The sequence below is a fragment of the Mucilaginibacter lutimaris genome, from assembly GCF_042676625.1.
Taxonomy (GTDB): domain Bacteria; phylum Bacteroidota; class Bacteroidia; order Sphingobacteriales; family Sphingobacteriaceae; genus Mucilaginibacter; species Mucilaginibacter lutimaris.
The window spans coordinates 1,186,427-1,202,619 of the sequence record NZ_JBHTIA010000003.1 but is presented as its reverse complement, the minus strand read 5'-3'; the positions used below and the strand labels follow the sequence as shown (position 1 = coordinate 1,202,619).

The window sequence follows — 16,193 nt, the reverse complement described above, 5'->3', positions numbered from 1 at the left end:
GTCGTAATTTACTATGAACTAAAAGTTTTATTTTCGCCACACTATGGTAACTTTTTTTGAAGCTTCGCTCGATACAATTTCTGTACATCATGTGGGTAACCAAACGGTTGGTGAAATGTACGCATTGTCAGAAAAACCGATTGAGTTGAAAGATGAGGTGATCCCTACCCTGCTGATGCAATACTTTTTAAAACCATTTGAAAAAGCCAACGAGGTTTACCACCTGATGCACAGCAGCGGCGACCTTGCCCTTAACGAGTTACATAATTTTGCTACAAAAGTATTTGACGACCGGGAGAAATTTCAGGAAATGTCTGAACAGATAGCGAAGCATTTGTACAAAGTAAGCACCCACCCCAACATAAAAGGCGGAGAACTATACGTGGTTTATTTTAATAACGTACAAATTGAAGGTAACCTATTGGATGCTATTGGTATATTTAAATCGGAAAATAAAGAAACCTACCTTAAAGTATACCCGGATAATGGCGGTTTCGCGGTAGATTATGAGCAGGATGCCATTAACATCAATAAATTGGATAAAGGCGTACTGATTTTCAATATAGAAAAAGAGAACGGTTACAAAGTAGTTGTGGTTGATAAAGTGAGTGGCGGGCAAGATGCCGCGGTGTACTGGAAGGATGAGTTTTTACAGCTAAAGATCCGTAACGATAGCTTTAACCAAACCAGCAACACCCTTGGCATCTACAAAAACTTTGTAACCCAAAAGCTGGATGATGAGTTTGAGATGAGCAAAGCCGATAAGATAGACCTGCTAAACCGCTCTATGAAGTACTTTAAAGAAAAAGAAACCTTTGACTTGGATGAGTTTAGCGAAGAAGTAATAAGCAACCCGGAGGCCATTATCTCCTTTAAAAATTTCAAAAACCAATACGAAGACGAGTTTGATACCAAGATTGGCGACAGCTTCGAAATATCCGGCAATGCCGTTAAAAAACAAGCCCGCATCTATAAAAGCGTTTTAAAGCTCGATAAAAACTTCCACATTTATATACACGGCGATAACAAACTGATTGAAAAAGGTTTCGATGATGATAAGGCCATGAATTATTATAAAGTTTATTTTAAGGAAGAAGCATAACCGCTGATCTTATTGATCCGAATGATTGGGGTTATTCTTCGCTGTAAGCCATCTTCATAAAGCCTAACACCTCATCATTCACATCCTCTACATTCAACATTCTGAAATGATGATTGAATTGCTGCTGCCCCGGCACCTGCGGTATTTTGGTAAAACACATATTATCAAGATATGCCTCTTTGAAAGGAAATATAACATGTATAAAGTTTTTACCCAGCTGGGTAATGTAGGCTATGCGTTTGTGCCCATTATCTAAACCTATCATACTTTTTAGGGGCACAACTTCTACCGGGCCAATGATATTATATTGGTTGATAAAATGATTGAACAGCGCGACTGTGTGCTCGCTTTTGCCGGTCAAAAACTGTGATAATTGTTTTTCTTCCACAGGTATAAATGTTGATGTTCCCAAACTAATATCGTCATTGTATTGTATTTATGCAAACCTTAAATGCAACATTATTGCATTTAAGGTTTTAGCCTGTTACATTTGCTTTATGAAAGAAGATTTTGAAGTTATTATTATAGGTGGCAGCTATGCCGGACTTTCGGCTGCTATGTCATTAGGCAGGGCATTAAGAAATGTATTGGTAATTGACAGCGCCGAACCTTGTAACAGGCAGACGCCCTATTCTCATAATTTAATCACACATGACGGCCAAACGCCGGCCAGTATAGCAAACGAGGCGCGGCAGTAAGTACTACAGTATCCTACAGTAAAAATAAAAAAGGGCTTAGTTACGCAAGCACGGCAACACAATGACGTATTTAATATAGCTACCCTCGAGGGTGAAAGTTTTACCGCTGAAAAACTATTATTTTCTACCGGAATAATTGACGTAATGCCCGATATACCTGGTTTTGCCGAGTGCTGGGGAATATCTGTTTTGCATTGCCCTTATTGCCATGGTTATGAAGTGAGAAGCCAGCCTACAGGCATTATTGCCAATGGCGATATGGCTTTTGAGTATGCTAAAATGATAAGCACACGCACAAAACAACTAACCTTATTCACAAATGGGCCCTCTTTATTGAGCGAGCAACAATTGCATAAACTACAGCAGCACAATATTGCTGTTTACGAGAAAGATATAAAACAAATAAATCATAATAATGGCATTTTGAGTAGCCTGGAGCTTATGGATGGCTCCATTCACAATTTAAAAGCAGTTTACGCGCGCCCGGATATAAAGCAGCATTGCAACCTGCCGCAGCAATTAAATTGTGAGATGACGGAAACAGGATACATAAAGGTTGATGCTTTTCAGGCAACTACCGTGGAAGGTGTATTTGCTGCGGGAGATAATGCAACCATGTTCCGGTCGCTTGCAATAGCAATTGCCGATGGGAATAAGGCTGGTGCTTTTATTGATAAACAACTGATACAAGATAATTTTTAGAATTCAGGCAATATCCCTTCAAGCCCCCAGCGCTCTTCAATACCCAAACCGAACAGGGCAAAATCGTACTTAACAGGATCGTTTGGGTCCAATTCTCGCAGGTTTTTGGTAAGCTCTACAGCTGTTTGCCAGTCGGTTTGTTTGCGGGTGATGAGTTTGAGTTTGCGTGCCACGCGATCTACGTGCAGATCGCAGGGGCAGATCAGATGGGCAGGCTTTATTTTGTTCCAGATGCCGAAATCTACACCGTTATTATCCTTACGTACCATCCATCGTAAATACATGTTTAGCCTTTTACAGGTTGATTTTTGCGATGGCGACGATACATGCTTTTTGGTACGTGGCGGAAAATCGGGAAGGGAGAAGAAATAGGAACGAAAATGGTTGAGGGCTGCTTCTACCATACTGTCACCCTGAGCTTGTTGAAGACCTTTATCGCGAACAGGTCCTTCACTATTGTTCAGGATGACAGGATTATTTCGAGGAATAAACGCATCCTCTAAACTCTCATAGTTTTCATAGTGCCATCTAAAGAATGAAATAAAGTACAGGGTATCTATATCATTAAATGTGCGATGCTTAAAGTGAAGTAATTTTTTAAGATCGGGTTCCTCGTGGTTGATGATAAAATCGTAGGGCGCACCATCCATCAGACTAATAAGCTCTTTGCACTTGTTGATGATAGTCACCCGCTGCCCCCACGCTAAGGTAGCTGCCCAAAATCCCATGATCTCGATGTCTTGCTTTTTACTGAACATATGAGGGATGCCCACGGGATCGTTAGCGATAAATTCCGGGCGGTTGTATTGAGAAACCTTAGTGTCAAGGAAAGCTTTAAGATTATCGTTCATAATTTTAGAATTAAGAAACAAGAGCCAAGAAACAAGAAGGAAGCTTGTCGTCTTGGCTCTTGACTCTTATATCCTGGTTCTCCTTATGCCAGCGCCTGCTTCAAATCTTCCAGCAGATCTTCGATGTCTTCTACCCCAACGCTTAAGCGAAGAAGGTTATCTACTACTCCTGCTTTATCGCGCTCGGTTTTAGGGATGCTGCCGTGGGTCATGCTTACGGGGTGGTTTATCAGCGATTCCACACCGCCTAATGACTCCGCCAGCGCAAATACTTTAAATGAAGATGCGATGCGGAAGGTTTCCTGCAAATCAGCGTCTTTTAACACTATTGAGATCATTCCGCCAAAATCGCGCATTTGCTTTTTGGCTATGTCGTGATTTTTTGCATCGGGGAAACCCGGCCAGTAAATTTTTTCTACACGTGGGTGATCTTTTAAAAACTCCGCAACCTGTCGGCCGTTCTCGCAATGCGCTTTCATGCGCAGGTGCAGGGTTTTTATACCACGCAATACCAAAAAGCTATCCATTGGGCCCGGCGTAGCGCCACAGGCATTATAAATGAACCAAAGCCTTTTGTAAAGCTCCTCATCGTTCAGCATTAGGGCACCCATCACTACATCGCTATGGCCACCAATGTATTTGGTAACAGAGTGCATTACCACGTCAGCACCAAGATCAATAGGGTTTTGCAGGTATGGCGATGCGAAGGTATTATCCACCACAAAAAGCAGGTTTTTAGCTTTCGTTATTTTGCCTACGGCCTCAATATCTACCACCTGCATGGTTGGGTTGGTTGGCGTTTCTATCCAAACCAGCTTTGTTTTATCGTTCACATATTCGTCGATGATGTCGGGGTTGCCCAAATCAAGGAAATGAAATTTAATACCGTAGTTAGCGTAGATCTTGGTGAAGATTCGGTATGAACCACCATACAAATCGTTACCGGTAATTACCTCATCACCCGGGGTAAGCAATTTCATTACGGCATCGGTAGCGCCCATACCACTTGAGAATGCCAAACCATACTTAGCGTTCTCTAACGCTGCCAAACAATCCTCAAGCGCCTTACGGGTTGGGTTGGTACCACGCGAGTATTCGTAGCCCTTATTATCGCCCGGCGATTTTTGCCAGTAGGTTGATGTTTGGTATATCGGCGTCATGATAGCGCCGGTAGTTGGGTCGGGCTCCTGCCCTGCATGTATTGCTTTGGTTCCGAATTTCATGGGATGGTGAATGGTTGATGGTTCATAGATCATGGCTCATGGTGCAGCTACTATGAACTATCAACCATGAACCATAAACTCCTTTAATATGCTCGCGCAAACAGCACCCTCTGTGTCGACGGTTTACCCGTAAGGATGCATTTGCCTTCTTCTTGTTTATTGTTTAAAGGTATACAACGTATTGTGGCCTTGGTTTCGTCTTTTATTTTTTGCTCGGTTTCAGATGTCCCATCCCAATGGGCCGATATAAAGCCCGGTTGCTCATCAAGCATACGTTTAAATTCTTCGTAAGTATCCACCTCGATAGTGTTCTCTGTACGGAAATCAGCGGCCTTTTTGTAAATATTTGCCTGTATCTCTTCCAACAGAGTTTCGATATGTGCTGCAAGGCCTTCCTGGTTTACCGTTTCTTTGGTTTTCGTATCTCTGCGTGCCAGTTCAACCGTTCCGTTTTGCATATCACGGCTGCCAATAGCAACGCGCAAAGGCACACCTTTCAACTCGTACTCGGCAAATTTAGCGCCCGGGCGGTGGGTATCGCGTTTATCAAATTTCACGCTGATATCTTTAGCGCGCAACTCTTTGGTTAACGTGTTTACAAACGTTGTGATGTTTTCCAATTCTTCGTCGTGCTTGTATATGGGCACAACAACAACCTGTATAGGCGCCAGTTTTGGTGGCAATACCAGGCCCGCGTCATCAGAATGCGCCATAATTAGCGCACCAATTAAACGGGTAGAAACACCCCATGAGGTTGCCCAAACAAAATCCTGCACGTTGTCTTTGGTAGTAAATTTCACATCAAATGCTTTGGCAAAGTTTTGCCCTAAAAAGTGCGACGTACCTGCCTGCAAAGCTTTACCATCCTGCATCAAAGCCTCAATACAATAAGTATCTAATGCGCCTGCAAAACGTTCGTTGGCGGTTTTACGGCCTTTTACAACCGGCAGTGCCATCCAGTTTTCGGCAAAGTCTGCATAAACCTCCAGCATCTGTTCTGTTTCTGCTACAGCTTCGTCTGCAGTTGCGTGGGCGGTATGGCCTTCCTGCCATAAAAATTCGCTGGTGCGCAAAAATAAACGGGTGCGCATTTCCCAACGCATTACGTTAGCCCATTGGTTAACCAATATAGGCAGGTCGCGGTAGCTTTGGATCCAGCCGCGGTAGGTATTCCAGATGATGGTTTCGGATGTTGGGCGGATAATTAATTCTTCCTCTAATTTTGCTTCTTCATCAACAATAATATTACCATCACCATCGTTTTTTAGCCTGTAGTGTGTCACAACGGCACATTCTTTAGCGAAACCTTCTACGTGGCTGGCCTCTTTTGAGAAGAAAGACTTTGGAATGAGCAGCGGAAAATAAGCATTTTGATGCCCTGTTTCTTTGAACATTTTATCGAGCACCGCTTGTATTTTTTCCCATATAGAATAGCCGTACGGCTTAATGATCATACATCCTCTCACGGGCGAATATTCGGCCATGTCAGATTTAATTATTAAGTCGTTAAACCATTGCGAGTAATCTTCGTCTTTACTAATGACACCTTTGCTCATTTTGTGATATTTGGATTATAAATTGATCTGATATTTAACATTTAGCAGGGCTCAAATTTATAAATTTATACGTTTATTTGGCCTTAGAACTTTACATCCTTACAAAAATGAATAGGAACCTTATTAAAGGAATGATTTTGATCAGTGCTATAGCGCTGAGTTCCTGCTCCGTTAACCGAACCGCATCCACATCTAACAACAACAACGACGACGTTTACTTCTCGCGCGCGACAGCGGCCGAAGAGCCGGTTTACATTACCCGGAACGACCAGTATAACCAGGACGGCGACGACCAGACTGATGAAGACGATTACTTTTATTATGACGATTACGCTTCGCGCATAAACCGTTTTGCTTACTACTCTCCTTTTGGCTATTACGATAACTTATATTATGGCTATGGCGGCTACGGCGGCCTTGGTTATGGTTATGGCAGCGGCTGGAACATTGGCTTAGGCTTTGGTTACGGCGGTGGCTTTGGCTATGGTGGCTTTGGCTCGCCATGGTATTACGGTGGTTTTGGCTATGGCTACCCTTGGGGCGGTTATGGTTACGGTGGCTTTTATTCTCCGTACTCTTACTGGGGCATCGGTTACGGTTATGGGGGTGGCTATTGGGGCGGTTATTCGGCCTATCGCAGCAACCCGCGCCCTTACAGGGGTAATGGCAGCCCGGGCACTTCTTTTGGCAACCAGGGCCGTACGGCATTTGGCGGCCGCGGCAGCACTAATTCAAACGGTATAGGTTACATTCCAAACAGAGGTACACGTGGTACTACGTCAAATAGCAACGGCTATGGCGATGCCCGCGCAACACGTGGCGTGCGTACCGACAGGCCTATCTACCAGCCAAGTGTAGAACGCTCTGCACCTTCATCATTTGGTGGTGGCGGTGGCGGCCGAAGCTCTGGCGGCGGCGGTGGCGGCGGCAGGCCGGTAAGGAATTAAGTTTTAACATCAACCTCACTCAATTTATGAAATTTAAATATATACTTAGTGTAATTGCTATAGTAGCATTTACCCAAAATACTTTTGCTCAATATTCGCAGGATGCCGTAAGGTTTTCTCAAACTACCACCGGTACCACATCAAGGGTAAAAGCAGTTGGCGGCGCAGGTACAGCTCTTGGCGGCGACTTAAGCAACGTTAGTGGTAACCCCGCCGGTCTTGGATTTTTTACCCGGTCAGAATTTAGCATTACCCCCGGTTATGATAATAACAAAACCGAGGCTAACTACCTTAATAATAAAACTACAACCACCCGCAACAACTTTAATTTAAATAACGCGGCCATTGTAATTTACAACCAATTAACCAAACCGGCCGGGGCCGATAAAAACAAAGGCTGGTTAAGCGCTAACTACGGTGTAAGCTTTAGCCGTACTAATAATTTTAACCAAAACATCCGCTATAGCGGCAATGGAGCAACCTCTATTAATAGTTACTTTGCATCACAAGCCAACCAGTTTGGTATTGACGAAGGCAGCCTTGCCGGTTGGGCGTACGACCATAACTTGATAGATGCTTACGCGCTTACACCAACCACATCCGAGTATCGGGCTAACAATGTTAGTTCAACAGCACAGGAAGCTATTTATAATCGTTCGGGTAGCCAGTCATCTGTCGATTTTTCGGTTGGCGCCAACTACAGCAATAAACTTTACCTGGGCTTCAGCCTTAATTTTACTGATATTAAATACAATTCATTCAACACTTTTTATGAGGATGGAAATGTATCAGTTATAGAAAATAACACGCCGCCACCTGTAACCCGTGCATACAGTTCTGCATATTCGCAAAACCAGGTTACTACAGGTACGGGCTTTAGCGCTAAAGTTGGTGTAATTTACAAACCGGTAGAAGCTGTGCGCCTTGGTGCAACATTCACTACCCCTACGTTTTATAATATTGATGATGTTTATTATGAATCGTTATCTTCAAAAGTTGGCTCAAATACAACAAACAACAGCGCCTCTCCCGACTATCAGTTAAACTACAACCTGCGCACCCCACTTAAGTTAGCAGGCGGTGCGGCGGTATTTATAAAACATTTTGGTTTTATAACCGGCGATGTAGAATATGTTGATTATGGCACTACCCACCTAAGCAGCAATAATAATTACAATGCAGACCGTATAGATAACCCGGAAATTAAAGGTTTGTATAAATCGGCAGTTAATGCGCGCATTGGTGCCGAGGCACGTGTAAACAGCTTCTTTTTACTACGCGGTGGTTATGCCATACAAGGCGATGTGCGCAAAGATAACGGCAGCGATATTAAAACTGTAAGCGGAGGTATAGGCCTGCGTTTTGGCCAGTATTATGTAGATGGTACTTATGCCCATTCAAGTGGGAACCAAAACCTGTTCCCGTATGATATTGGGGCAAGCAGCCCGGCAGCCATGTTAAGAAACACCAGCAATAACGGGTACTTAACTTTTGGATACCGCTTCTAAGATTTGAGATATTAGACTTGAGATTTGAGACAAAATATAAGTCCACAAAAAAGGCGATGAGTAAACTCATCGCCTTTTTTGTGATTAGGAGTTAGGCCTAATCTTTGATTAATAATCTCTAATCTCTGAAACCTAATCTTCATTCACAAAAGAACGCAGCATCCAGGTGTTTTTTTCTTTGAATTGCATGAAGCGGTTAACCATATCGTTGGTACCATCGTCGCCTGCATCGGCTGTAATATTTAATATCTCGCGCTCCATTTCAATCAATGCGGCCATATCATCAATAATAGCCTTAACCATAGCTGTATCCTTTAGGCCAATTGTATTTATCTCCTGAATAGTAGATGTTGCTATATAATCTTTAAAGGTGCTATAGGGTGGCTTACCTAAAGTAAGTATCCTTTCGGCAAGTTCGTCAATAGTAGTTAAAGCAGCGGTGTATAGCTCTTCAAACTTAATATGCAAGGTAAAAAAGTTTGACCCTTTAACATTCCAATGGCAACCGCGTAATTTTTGGTAGTGGATATGATAATTGGCCAACAGATCGTTCAAATGATCGACAACGGGTTTTACTTTCTTTTCTTCTAAGCTTATTTTTTCAGCGTCCATGATGTGTGTGGTTTTAGTTGTAAATAACAGCCTTTTAACAGGCATTGTTTACCAAAGTTAACATGTTTTAATATAAATAGCCCATATTTGCACACTTAATGACAATGCTACAACCATTCATCTCGCAGGCCTTTAACGGCACTGTCTGGCGCCTCCAGATTGATGAGGTAACAGAAACTTTAGGCATTGAGATCCGCAACGAAGCGGATAAACAAACCAGCTTCGCAACGCTGAATCTATCTACCGGTAAAGTAAATTTTACAAACTTTGCCCTGCCCGAGCGTTGGCTAACCGGCGTTGAAGCGGTTTATAACGGCATAATACTTTTACATTACTATAAACACGAAAGCGGCCCCGAACATAAAGCTATTATTGCTATTGATAGTACAACCGCTGCAGAAGTTTGGAGCAATTACAGCCTGGCGTTCGATCATATCTCCATTAATGGCCCGGTGGTTTACAATACCAGTTTCCAGCCAAATAAATTGATGCTGGCAGATGTACTTACCGGTCAAACCATCAGGCCGTATGATGCTGTTGTGGATAAACCTTTAGAGAATAATATAGTCGTACCTGTAATGATGCCTGCCACGGAGATGGTTCCGGGTATGCTGCCCGATGAACCTTACGGAAATATGGTGCATTACCTAAACCATAATAGTTACATAATTGTATCTTTGCACACTTTAAAAAACGGGTTGCTGCAACAGCACCTGTATATTACCGAAGGCAGCAATGTGGTTTACCACGATTTATTGAACCACGATATACAAAAATTACAGCCAGAGGCGTTTGTATTACATAAAAACGCACTGGTTTATATAAAAAACAAAGCCGAAATAAAGGTTTTAAAAATATAAATTACTGAATAAGAATTTATTATGAAACTTAAAATACTATTATTATCAACCGTTCTGTTAGGCTTAAGCTCCACCCTGTTCGCATCGGCACTGCCCGATTCTGTTGGTGTTGAGAACCTGAACGGCAAAAAAGTTATCCTGCACAAACTCGACCCAAAAGATAACTACTACTCCATAGGCCGTAAATACGGGGTAAGCCCAAAAATTATCCAAACGTTTAATAATAACGCTAAAATGCAAATTGGGCAAATTATTAAAGTACCAACCGAACGTTCAATTGTAGCGAATGATAAACCGGCAGCAGTAGCGGCGACGCAAACCAAACCGGTTGTACAGCAAGCGCCTGTTGCTAATAAATCCGCAGAACAAGCCCCTGCAAAAACACCGGTTGTAACACAGCAGCAACAGGTACAAAAAGATGAGCAAAAAGCTCCTCAAACCCCTGCCGCTACAACTCCAAATACACAAGAGTATAAAGTATCGGCACACGAAACGCTTTACGCTATAGCAAAACGTTTTAATACTACTGTTGATGCGCTTATTGCGTTAAATAAACTAAAATCTGCAAGCTTAACCGCCGGCCAGGTTTTAATTGTACCTAATGGTACGCCTGCACCGCAAGCACAGCCTGTTGTTGCAGCTGCCCCTGCAGATACCGTTAAACGCGATTCTACTTACGTTGCCTCTCCTATTGATAGCGCGTCGCGCAAGCCGGGCAGTAACAAATACGGCTTATTTGAAAAAAATGAAAAGGGCGTGGCTACCTGGATAGATGATGCCAGCCTTGACCCTAATAAAAAATTGGTTTTACACCGCACCGCCCCAATAGGCACCGTAATGCGTATAACCAACCCAATGAACAATCGCACAACTTTTGCTAAAGTGGTTGGCCGCTTTACTGATAGCCAATCAACCAAAGACGCGGTAGTAGTGATGACCAAAAATGTTGCTGAAGCATTAGGCGCACTTGACAAACGTTTTCATGTAAATATCAGCTACGGTACACCTAATGAATAAACCTTATGTAATTGGCGTTGCAGGCGGCAGCGGATCAGGCAAAACCTTCTTTTTAAAATCTTTCCTTGAACACTTCAGCGACGACGAAGTGTGCCTGGTATCGCAGGACGACTATTACTTCCCGGTTGGCCACACCATGACCAAAGAGGAAAACAAGGAATATAATTTTGACCTTCCATCCACCATTGATCATGACCACTTTGAGAATGATATTTTTAAGCTTTTGAAGGGCGAATCGTTCATGAAGCAGGAATATACATTTAATAACCCAAATGCCACTCCAAAAATAATGGAGATAAAGCCTGCCCCGATTATTATTGTGGAAGGCCTTTTCATCATGCACTTCGGTAAAATTAAGGAGGTGCTGGATATGACCATATTTATTGAGGCCGATGAACATATTGCCCTACAACGCCGCCTAAAGCGCGACCTGGAAGAGCGCGGCTACTCTAACGAAGATGCATATTATAAATGGGTGAACCATGTTGTACCGGCTTATAAAGAGTATTTGCTGCCCTATCGTGATATGGCTGACAAGATCGTAGTTAATAACACCCAGGTATCGGCAGACATAATCAAGATAACCGACGAGATCTCGCAGGAACTACGTGATAAACTTTTAAACTAACTTACTTTAATGGCATTGATGCTGTTGTTTGACTAATAAAGACCACAGCATTAAAATCTATCCCGGCCCTGATAGGTAGGGCGCGCATATTCCCCCAGTTTGCGAACAGGTTGGTAATTTTATTATTAACGTTAAATAAAGGGTTACCCGCAGAATTGCTCAGCGATATAAAAAACTCCGGGTATTTTGCTTTAGCGAACAGTGCGGAGAAAGAGTTTGGTGTTCCCTCAAAGTTGTGCGGCACAAGCGCTTCGCCATCTATCACGGTCACATCCCCCTTAAAAGTATCAAAGGCAATGGCATAATATCCTTTTTGATATGTTTGCTTTATGTAATAGCCCATGCCCTTGCATTCTGCCATTGTTGTATCTTTTGCCAGGTGTACATTGTGCCCCCATATAATCGTTTTCACGTTATGCTCCTCCCGAAAATCTGCGATATTAGTTGCCATAAACTCATCTCTTGCCAGCGGGTTAGAAAGTAGTGTACCCTGGTAAAGTAACGAAAGATGCTTCTTAAAACGCGAAAAGTCAGGTGCTGTATTAGGCGTTTTAGCTGCCCACTTATTTAAAGCTGTAATTTCTGCGGTCTCGGCTTCCGGCAAATCGGTTAAATAATAGAGCGTTGGATTGGTTACTTTACTTAAAGCCAAAACCGCTTTAGAAGTATTATTATATAGCGCAGGATGTGCTGTAAGATAATCAATACAATATCTTGCCGATGCATCATTATCTGGTTTGTAAAAGTCGCTGTCAAAACCAAACAGGGTAACCTTATTGGAATTCGTCTGACTATCATTATATGTTTTAATGGACTGGAATAGATCAAACAGTTCAACAGTATTAAATAACCGCAAATCGGCCATTAACTTTTTCAAATCGCCTTTACCGGTTTGCAGGTAACTATTTATAACGGCCATTTTGGTATAGCCAAATTCAAAACCTATTGCCTTGTAATTCGCATTAGAAATCAAATATTTTACAATGCGCGCCTTCTCTATAAAAAACTCATGAGTACCGTGAGATGCTTCACCCAAACCACAAATGGCATTACCCTCTAATTCAGATACTAACTTAGGTAGATAATTTTTGTTATTTTCTAGAGTTACTGCATGTGCATCAAGCCAATTTAAGGTTTGATCTTGTGCAAAACAGTTGTTAACAAAAAATGAAAAAACTAATGACAGGATTAAAAAACTTTTGTTCATGATTAGATTATACAAATAATAGTTTGAAAAATCTAATATATAGATATTTTATTTTGATAAATTAAAATTTATAAAATAAAATTCCGAAATTAAAATTGAAGATTGCTTTAAGGGTATTATCAATCGCAGTTGAGCAGCAGATCGTAATATTTTTTCATCAAAACAGTATCGTAGTTTACAAGAGAATTATAGGCTTCGGTAACCAGCTCGTTCAAAATAGATGAGCCAAGCTGCCCTGCCCCATTTGGAATGGAATCGTAATAGGTAATAAGCTCTTTAACCCTTATAATTTCGTACAATAACTTCTGGATCAGATCAGTTTGTGCACCACTCTGTACCCCGTGAGAATTATTGAGAAAATCTAAAGGATCATTGGTGGTAGATGTCATTTGCAATGTCAGGACCGGCTATAGTGTTTCTCTTATACTTTATTCTTAACTAACTGAAACATTAAAACATTAAAACTTGTTTCAATTATTTTATATTTTTTTCAATTAAATAACAAAACCCTCTTTTAGAGGGTTTTGTTATTATAAATCAATTTAATGATTAGTTGTTTTCAGCAGGTTTATTGCTCTCCGGGCGAGGCAATAAAGCCTTGCGCGATAGTTTCAATTTACCTTGCTTATCAACGTCAAGTAGTTTCACACGTACTTCGTCGCCAACGTTAAATATACCGTCCATTGTTTCGATGCGGCGGTGGTCAATTTCAGAGATGTGTAATAAACCATCTTTACCCGGCATTATTTCAACAAATGCACCAAACGGCATAATTGATTTCACCTTACCTTCGTAGATCTCGCCAACCTCCGGTTTAGAAGCAATAGCACGGATACGGCCTAAAGCTGCATCAATAGCTGCTTTGTTATCGGCAAATACCTGTACAAAGCCCATGTTGTCTTTCTCTTCAATAGAGATGGTAGCACCGGTTTCGCGTTGCATTTCCTGGATGATTTTACCACCGGGGCCAATAACCGCGCCAATAAACTCTTTATCTATCTTAATCATTACAATACGCGGAGCGTGTGGTTTGTAGTCCTCACGTGGGGCGCTAATGGTTTTAGCCATTTCGCCAAGTATGTGTAAACGGCCGTCTTTAGCCTGGTTTAACGCGTTGGTTAAAACCTCGTACGATAAACCGTTTATTTTCAAGTCCATTTGCACGGCAACTATACCGTTTTTGGTACCGGTTACTTTAAAGTCCATATCACCTAAGTGATCCTCATCACCCAAAATGTCAGAAAGGATAGCATATTTAGTACCCATTTCGTTAGTGATAAGGCCCATAGCGATACCAGATACCGGGTTGCTGATCTTAATACCTGCATCCATCAAAGCCAATGTACCGGCACAAACCGTAGCCATTGATGATGAACCGTTAGATTCCAGAATATCAGACACCACACGTATAGTGTAAGGGTTTTGATCTTCGGCCGGCAATACACGTTTTAACGAACGCATTGCCAGGTTACCGTGACCTATCTCACGACGGCCTGCACCCCTGTTAGGGCGAACCTCACCGGTTGAGAAGCCGGGGAAGTTGTAGTGTAATAGGAATTTCTGATAACCGTTGATGAATGCGCCATCAATCATTTGCTCATCATCCTTAGCGCCTAAGGTAACAGTGGTTAACGATTGGGTTTCGCCACGGGTAAACACCGCGCTGCCGTGTGCAGATGGCAGGTAACCAACCTCGCTCCATATTGGGCGGATCTGGGTGGTGCTACGGCCGTCAAGGCGTTTACCTTCGTCTAATACCAGGTTACGGATAGCATCGTACTCCACATCGTGGTAGTATTTTTTTGCTAAGGATTTTGTGATATCGTCTATCTCGCCCAAGGTTTCGATATACTCGTCACGTACGGCTTTAAACTTAGCACCACGCTCTTCTTTAGCTGAAGCCTCGCCTGCAATGGCGTAAACTTTTTCGTAAGTAGCGGCGTAGATAGCTTTTTTCAACTCTTCGTTACTGTGTTCGTGGCTGTAAACACGTTTTTCGGTTTTACCAACTTCTACAGTAAGCTCTTTTTGTATTAAACACTGTACTTTGATAGCGTTGTGCGCAAATTTAATAGCTTCAACAAGTTCTTCTTCTTGTATCTCAGCGCTTTCGCCTTCTACCATGTTAATATCGTGCTCGCTACCGGCAACTATAAACTCTAAAGTTGCGTTTTGCAACTGGGTTAAAGTTGGGTTAATAACCAGTTGGCCATCAACTTTAGCAACACGCACCTCAGATATAGGGCCATTGAATGGAATATCAGACACAGAAAGCGCAGCTGATGCCGCTAAACCTGCAAGTGCATCAGGCATAATATCTTTATCGGCAGATATCAATGATATCATTACCTGGGTATCAGCGTGATAATCTTCGGGGAACATAGGGCGCAATGCACGGTCAACCAAACGCGAGATCAGAACCTCATAGTCTGAAAGGCGTGCCTCGCGGCGTAAGAAACCACCCGGGATACGACCGGTGGCAGCGTATTTTTCCTGATAGTCTACAGAAAGGGGTAAAAAATCAACTCCCTCTTTCGCTTCTTTAGATGATACTACAGTAGCCAATAACATGGTATCACCCATTTTAATTACTACCGATCCATCTGCTTGTTTGGCCAGTTTACCGGTTTCGATCTCAATGGTGCGGCCGTCACCTAAATCAATAACCTTTTTAATTACGTTTAAACTCATCTTGTTTGTGTTGTGGTACGCTTTTCATCTTTCGGAGCGCACCGGTTGTTTTATGTGTGTGTATAATGTTTCAAAAGTAAAAAAGCCATCCTGCAAATGCGGACGGCTTTTTTTAAAAAAATAAGAAAAGTTATTTGATGATATCCCTTAGCTGTAAAGCTTTGATGATAGCACGATATCTTTCAATGTCTTTTTTGTATAGGTATGCCAACAAACCGCGGCGTTTACCTACTAATTTTTGCAGTGATAACTGGGTTGAAAAATCATGTTTGTTCTTTTTCAAGTGACCGGTTAAATGTGCGATACGAGTAGTAAAAAGTGCTACCTGACCTTCGGTTGAACCTGTATCAGTGGCGCTTTTACCATGTTTTGCAAAGATCTCTGCCTTTGCTTCTTTACTTAAATACATTACCTGAATAATATTAAAGCGTAAACAATTTGATTAATTGGGTGCAAAGATACTGTTTAAATTCAAAAGTAAAAACTCAAAATTCAAAAGTTTCATCATCCCTACCAACTTGTATATGAGCTTATTTTGACTTTTTAATTGACAATGGCGTTACCTGCGGCCCGGGCTATCCGCTCATACTG

17 protein-coding genes are annotated in these 16,193 nt (G+C 42.1%); 8 read left to right on the top strand and 9 right to left on the bottom strand.

What is annotated here, in order from left to right:
• Positions 1-43 precede the first annotated feature (43 nt).
• The gene (locus tag ACFQZI_RS06315) at positions 44-1,102 is read left to right on the top strand and encodes a nucleoid-associated protein (RefSeq protein WP_377139906.1); all 1,059 of its coding nucleotides are present in this window, start codon (positions 44-46) and stop codon (positions 1,100-1,102) included.
• A 31-nt stretch (positions 1,103-1,133) separates the two neighbouring features.
• On the opposite strand, the gene ACFQZI_RS06310 is transcribed toward ACFQZI_RS06315, so the two are convergent.
• The gene (locus ACFQZI_RS06310; protein WP_377139904.1) at positions 1,134-1,490 is read right to left on the bottom strand and encodes a hypothetical protein; all 357 of its coding nucleotides are present in this window, start codon (positions 1,488-1,490) and stop codon (positions 1,134-1,136) included.
• A 109-nt stretch (positions 1,491-1,599) separates the two neighbouring features.
• Here ACFQZI_RS06310 and ACFQZI_RS06305 point away from each other — a divergent pair, with 109 nt between their 5' ends.
• Positions 1,600-1,800, top strand: coding sequence for an FAD-dependent oxidoreductase (locus ACFQZI_RS06305; RefSeq protein ID WP_377139901.1), 201 nt, complete (start codon positions 1,600-1,602; stop codon positions 1,798-1,800).
• A gap of 24 nt (positions 1,801-1,824) precedes the next feature.
• Positions 1,825-2,502, top strand: coding sequence for an NAD(P)/FAD-dependent oxidoreductase (locus ACFQZI_RS06300; RefSeq protein WP_377141746.1), 678 nt, complete (start codon positions 1,825-1,827; stop codon positions 2,500-2,502).
• Here ACFQZI_RS06300 and ACFQZI_RS06295 read toward each other — a convergent pair.
• From ACFQZI_RS06295 to proS, 3 genes are all read right to left on the bottom strand, one after another.
• The gene (locus ACFQZI_RS06295; protein ID WP_377139898.1) at positions 2,499-3,353 is read right to left on the bottom strand and encodes a TIGR02757 family protein; all 855 of its coding nucleotides are present in this window, start codon (positions 3,351-3,353) and stop codon (positions 2,499-2,501) included. The two genes, ACFQZI_RS06300 and ACFQZI_RS06295, sit on opposite strands and share 4 nt — an antisense overlap.
• A gap of 83 nt (positions 3,354-3,436) precedes the next feature.
• A complete protein-coding gene (locus ACFQZI_RS06290; RefSeq protein ID WP_377139896.1) occupies positions 3,437-4,576 on the bottom strand; it encodes a cystathionine gamma-synthase in 1,140 nt (379 codons plus the stop codon).
• 83 nt (positions 4,577-4,659) lie between these two features.
• Positions 4,660-6,132: a proline--tRNA ligase gene (gene proS / locus ACFQZI_RS06285; protein ID WP_377139893.1), complete on the bottom strand. Its 1,473-nt coding sequence runs from the start codon at positions 6,130-6,132 to the stop codon at positions 4,660-4,662.
• A 107-nt stretch (positions 6,133-6,239) separates the two neighbouring features.
• On the opposite strand from proS, the gene ACFQZI_RS06280 reads away from it, so the two are divergent.
• A complete protein-coding gene (locus ACFQZI_RS06280; protein ID WP_377139891.1) occupies positions 6,240-7,079 on the top strand; it encodes a hypothetical protein in 840 nt (279 codons plus the stop codon).
• A 26-nt stretch (positions 7,080-7,105) separates the two neighbouring features.
• Positions 7,106-8,587, top strand: a complete 1,482-nt coding sequence (locus tag ACFQZI_RS06275) for a hypothetical protein (RefSeq protein ID WP_377139888.1) — start codon at positions 7,106-7,108, stop codon at positions 8,585-8,587.
• A gap of 132 nt (positions 8,588-8,719) precedes the next feature.
• Here ACFQZI_RS06275 and ACFQZI_RS06270 read toward each other — a convergent pair whose 3' ends face one another.
• Positions 8,720-9,199, bottom strand: coding sequence for a Dps family protein (locus tag ACFQZI_RS06270; protein ID WP_377139885.1), 480 nt, complete (start codon positions 9,197-9,199; stop codon positions 8,720-8,722).
• A 104-nt stretch (positions 9,200-9,303) separates the two neighbouring features.
• Here ACFQZI_RS06270 and ACFQZI_RS06265 point away from each other — a divergent pair, with 104 nt between their 5' ends.
• The 3 genes from ACFQZI_RS06265 to ACFQZI_RS06255 are packed head-to-tail and all read left to right on the top strand — an operon-like array spanning position 9,304 to position 11,704.
• On the top strand, positions 9,304-10,059 hold the full coding sequence (locus ACFQZI_RS06265; RefSeq protein ID WP_377139882.1) for a DUF4905 domain-containing protein: 756 nt from the start codon (positions 9,304-9,306) through the stop codon (positions 10,057-10,059).
• A 21-nt stretch (positions 10,060-10,080) separates the two neighbouring features.
• Positions 10,081-11,076 carry a LysM peptidoglycan-binding domain-containing protein gene (locus tag ACFQZI_RS06260; RefSeq protein WP_377139879.1) on the top strand — a complete coding sequence of 332 codons (996 nt, stop codon included), beginning with the start codon at positions 10,081-10,083 and terminating at the stop codon, positions 11,074-11,076.
• On the top strand, positions 11,069-11,704 hold the full coding sequence (locus tag ACFQZI_RS06255) for a uridine kinase family protein (RefSeq protein WP_377139876.1): 636 nt from the start codon (positions 11,069-11,071) through the stop codon (positions 11,702-11,704). Before ACFQZI_RS06260 ends, ACFQZI_RS06255 begins: the two co-directional genes overlap by 8 nt.
• Before the next feature lies 1 nt (position 11,705).
• On the opposite strand, the gene ACFQZI_RS06250 is transcribed toward ACFQZI_RS06255, so the two are convergent.
• The 4 genes from ACFQZI_RS06250 to rpsO form a co-directional block, all read right to left on the bottom strand.
• Entirely contained in the window at positions 11,706-12,911 is a 1,206-nt protein-coding gene (locus tag ACFQZI_RS06250) for an erythromycin esterase family protein (protein WP_377139873.1), read from the bottom strand.
• 119 nt (positions 12,912-13,030) lie between these two features.
• Positions 13,031-13,300 carry a hypothetical protein gene (locus ACFQZI_RS06245; protein WP_377139871.1) on the bottom strand — a complete coding sequence of 90 codons (270 nt, stop codon included), beginning with the start codon at positions 13,298-13,300 and terminating at the stop codon, positions 13,031-13,033.
• 160 nt (positions 13,301-13,460) lie between these two features.
• Complete coding sequence (gene pnp, locus ACFQZI_RS06240) at positions 13,461-15,602, bottom strand: polyribonucleotide nucleotidyltransferase (protein WP_377139868.1); 2,142 nt, start codon at positions 15,600-15,602, stop codon at positions 13,461-13,463.
• Between the two features lie 130 nt (positions 15,603-15,732).
• Positions 15,733-16,011: a 30S ribosomal protein S15 gene (gene rpsO / locus ACFQZI_RS06235; protein ID WP_377139865.1), complete on the bottom strand. Its 279-nt coding sequence runs from the start codon at positions 16,009-16,011 to the stop codon at positions 15,733-15,735.
• Between the last annotated feature and the right edge of the window lie 182 nt (positions 16,012-16,193).

Excerpts from the sequence above, each read along its gene's own strand:
- ACFQZI_RS06315 (WP_377139906.1), top strand. The coding sequence starts at position 44 with ATGGTAACTTTTTTTGAAGCTTCGCTCGATACAATTTCTGTACATCAT.
- ACFQZI_RS06305 (WP_377139901.1), top strand. The coding sequence starts at position 1,600 with ATGAAAGAAGATTTTGAAGTTATTATTATAGGTGGCAGCTATGCCGGA.
- ACFQZI_RS06295 (WP_377139898.1), bottom strand. The coding sequence starts at position 3,353 with ATGAACGATAATCTTAAAGCTTTCCTTGACACTAAGGTTTCTCAATAC.
- ACFQZI_RS06290 (WP_377139896.1), bottom strand. The coding sequence starts at position 4,576 with ATGAAATTCGGAACCAAAGCAATACATGCAGGGCAGGAGCCCGACCCA.
- proS (WP_377139893.1), bottom strand. The coding sequence starts at position 6,132 with ATGAGCAAAGGTGTCATTAGTAAAGACGAAGATTACTCGCAATGGTTT.
- ACFQZI_RS06280 (WP_377139891.1), top strand. The coding sequence starts at position 6,240 with ATGAATAGGAACCTTATTAAAGGAATGATTTTGATCAGTGCTATAGCG.
- ACFQZI_RS06275 (WP_377139888.1), top strand. The coding sequence starts at position 7,106 with ATGAAATTTAAATATATACTTAGTGTAATTGCTATAGTAGCATTTACC.
- ACFQZI_RS06270 (WP_377139885.1), bottom strand. The coding sequence starts at position 9,199 with ATGGACGCTGAAAAAATAAGCTTAGAAGAAAAGAAAGTAAAACCCGTT.
- ACFQZI_RS06265 (WP_377139882.1), top strand. The coding sequence starts at position 9,304 with ATGCTACAACCATTCATCTCGCAGGCCTTTAACGGCACTGTCTGGCGC.
- ACFQZI_RS06260 (WP_377139879.1), top strand. The coding sequence starts at position 10,081 with ATGAAACTTAAAATACTATTATTATCAACCGTTCTGTTAGGCTTAAGC.
- ACFQZI_RS06255 (WP_377139876.1), top strand. The coding sequence starts at position 11,069 with ATGAATAAACCTTATGTAATTGGCGTTGCAGGCGGCAGCGGATCAGGC.
- ACFQZI_RS06250 (WP_377139873.1), bottom strand. The coding sequence starts at position 12,911 with ATGAACAAAAGTTTTTTAATCCTGTCATTAGTTTTTTCATTTTTTGTT.
- ACFQZI_RS06245 (WP_377139871.1), bottom strand. The coding sequence starts at position 13,300 with ATGACATCTACCACCAATGATCCTTTAGATTTTCTCAATAATTCTCAC.
- pnp (WP_377139868.1), bottom strand. The coding sequence starts at position 15,602 with ATGAGTTTAAACGTAATTAAAAAGGTTATTGATTTAGGTGACGGCCGC.
- rpsO (WP_377139865.1), bottom strand. The coding sequence starts at position 16,011 with ATGTATTTAAGTAAAGAAGCAAAGGCAGAGATCTTTGCAAAACATGGT.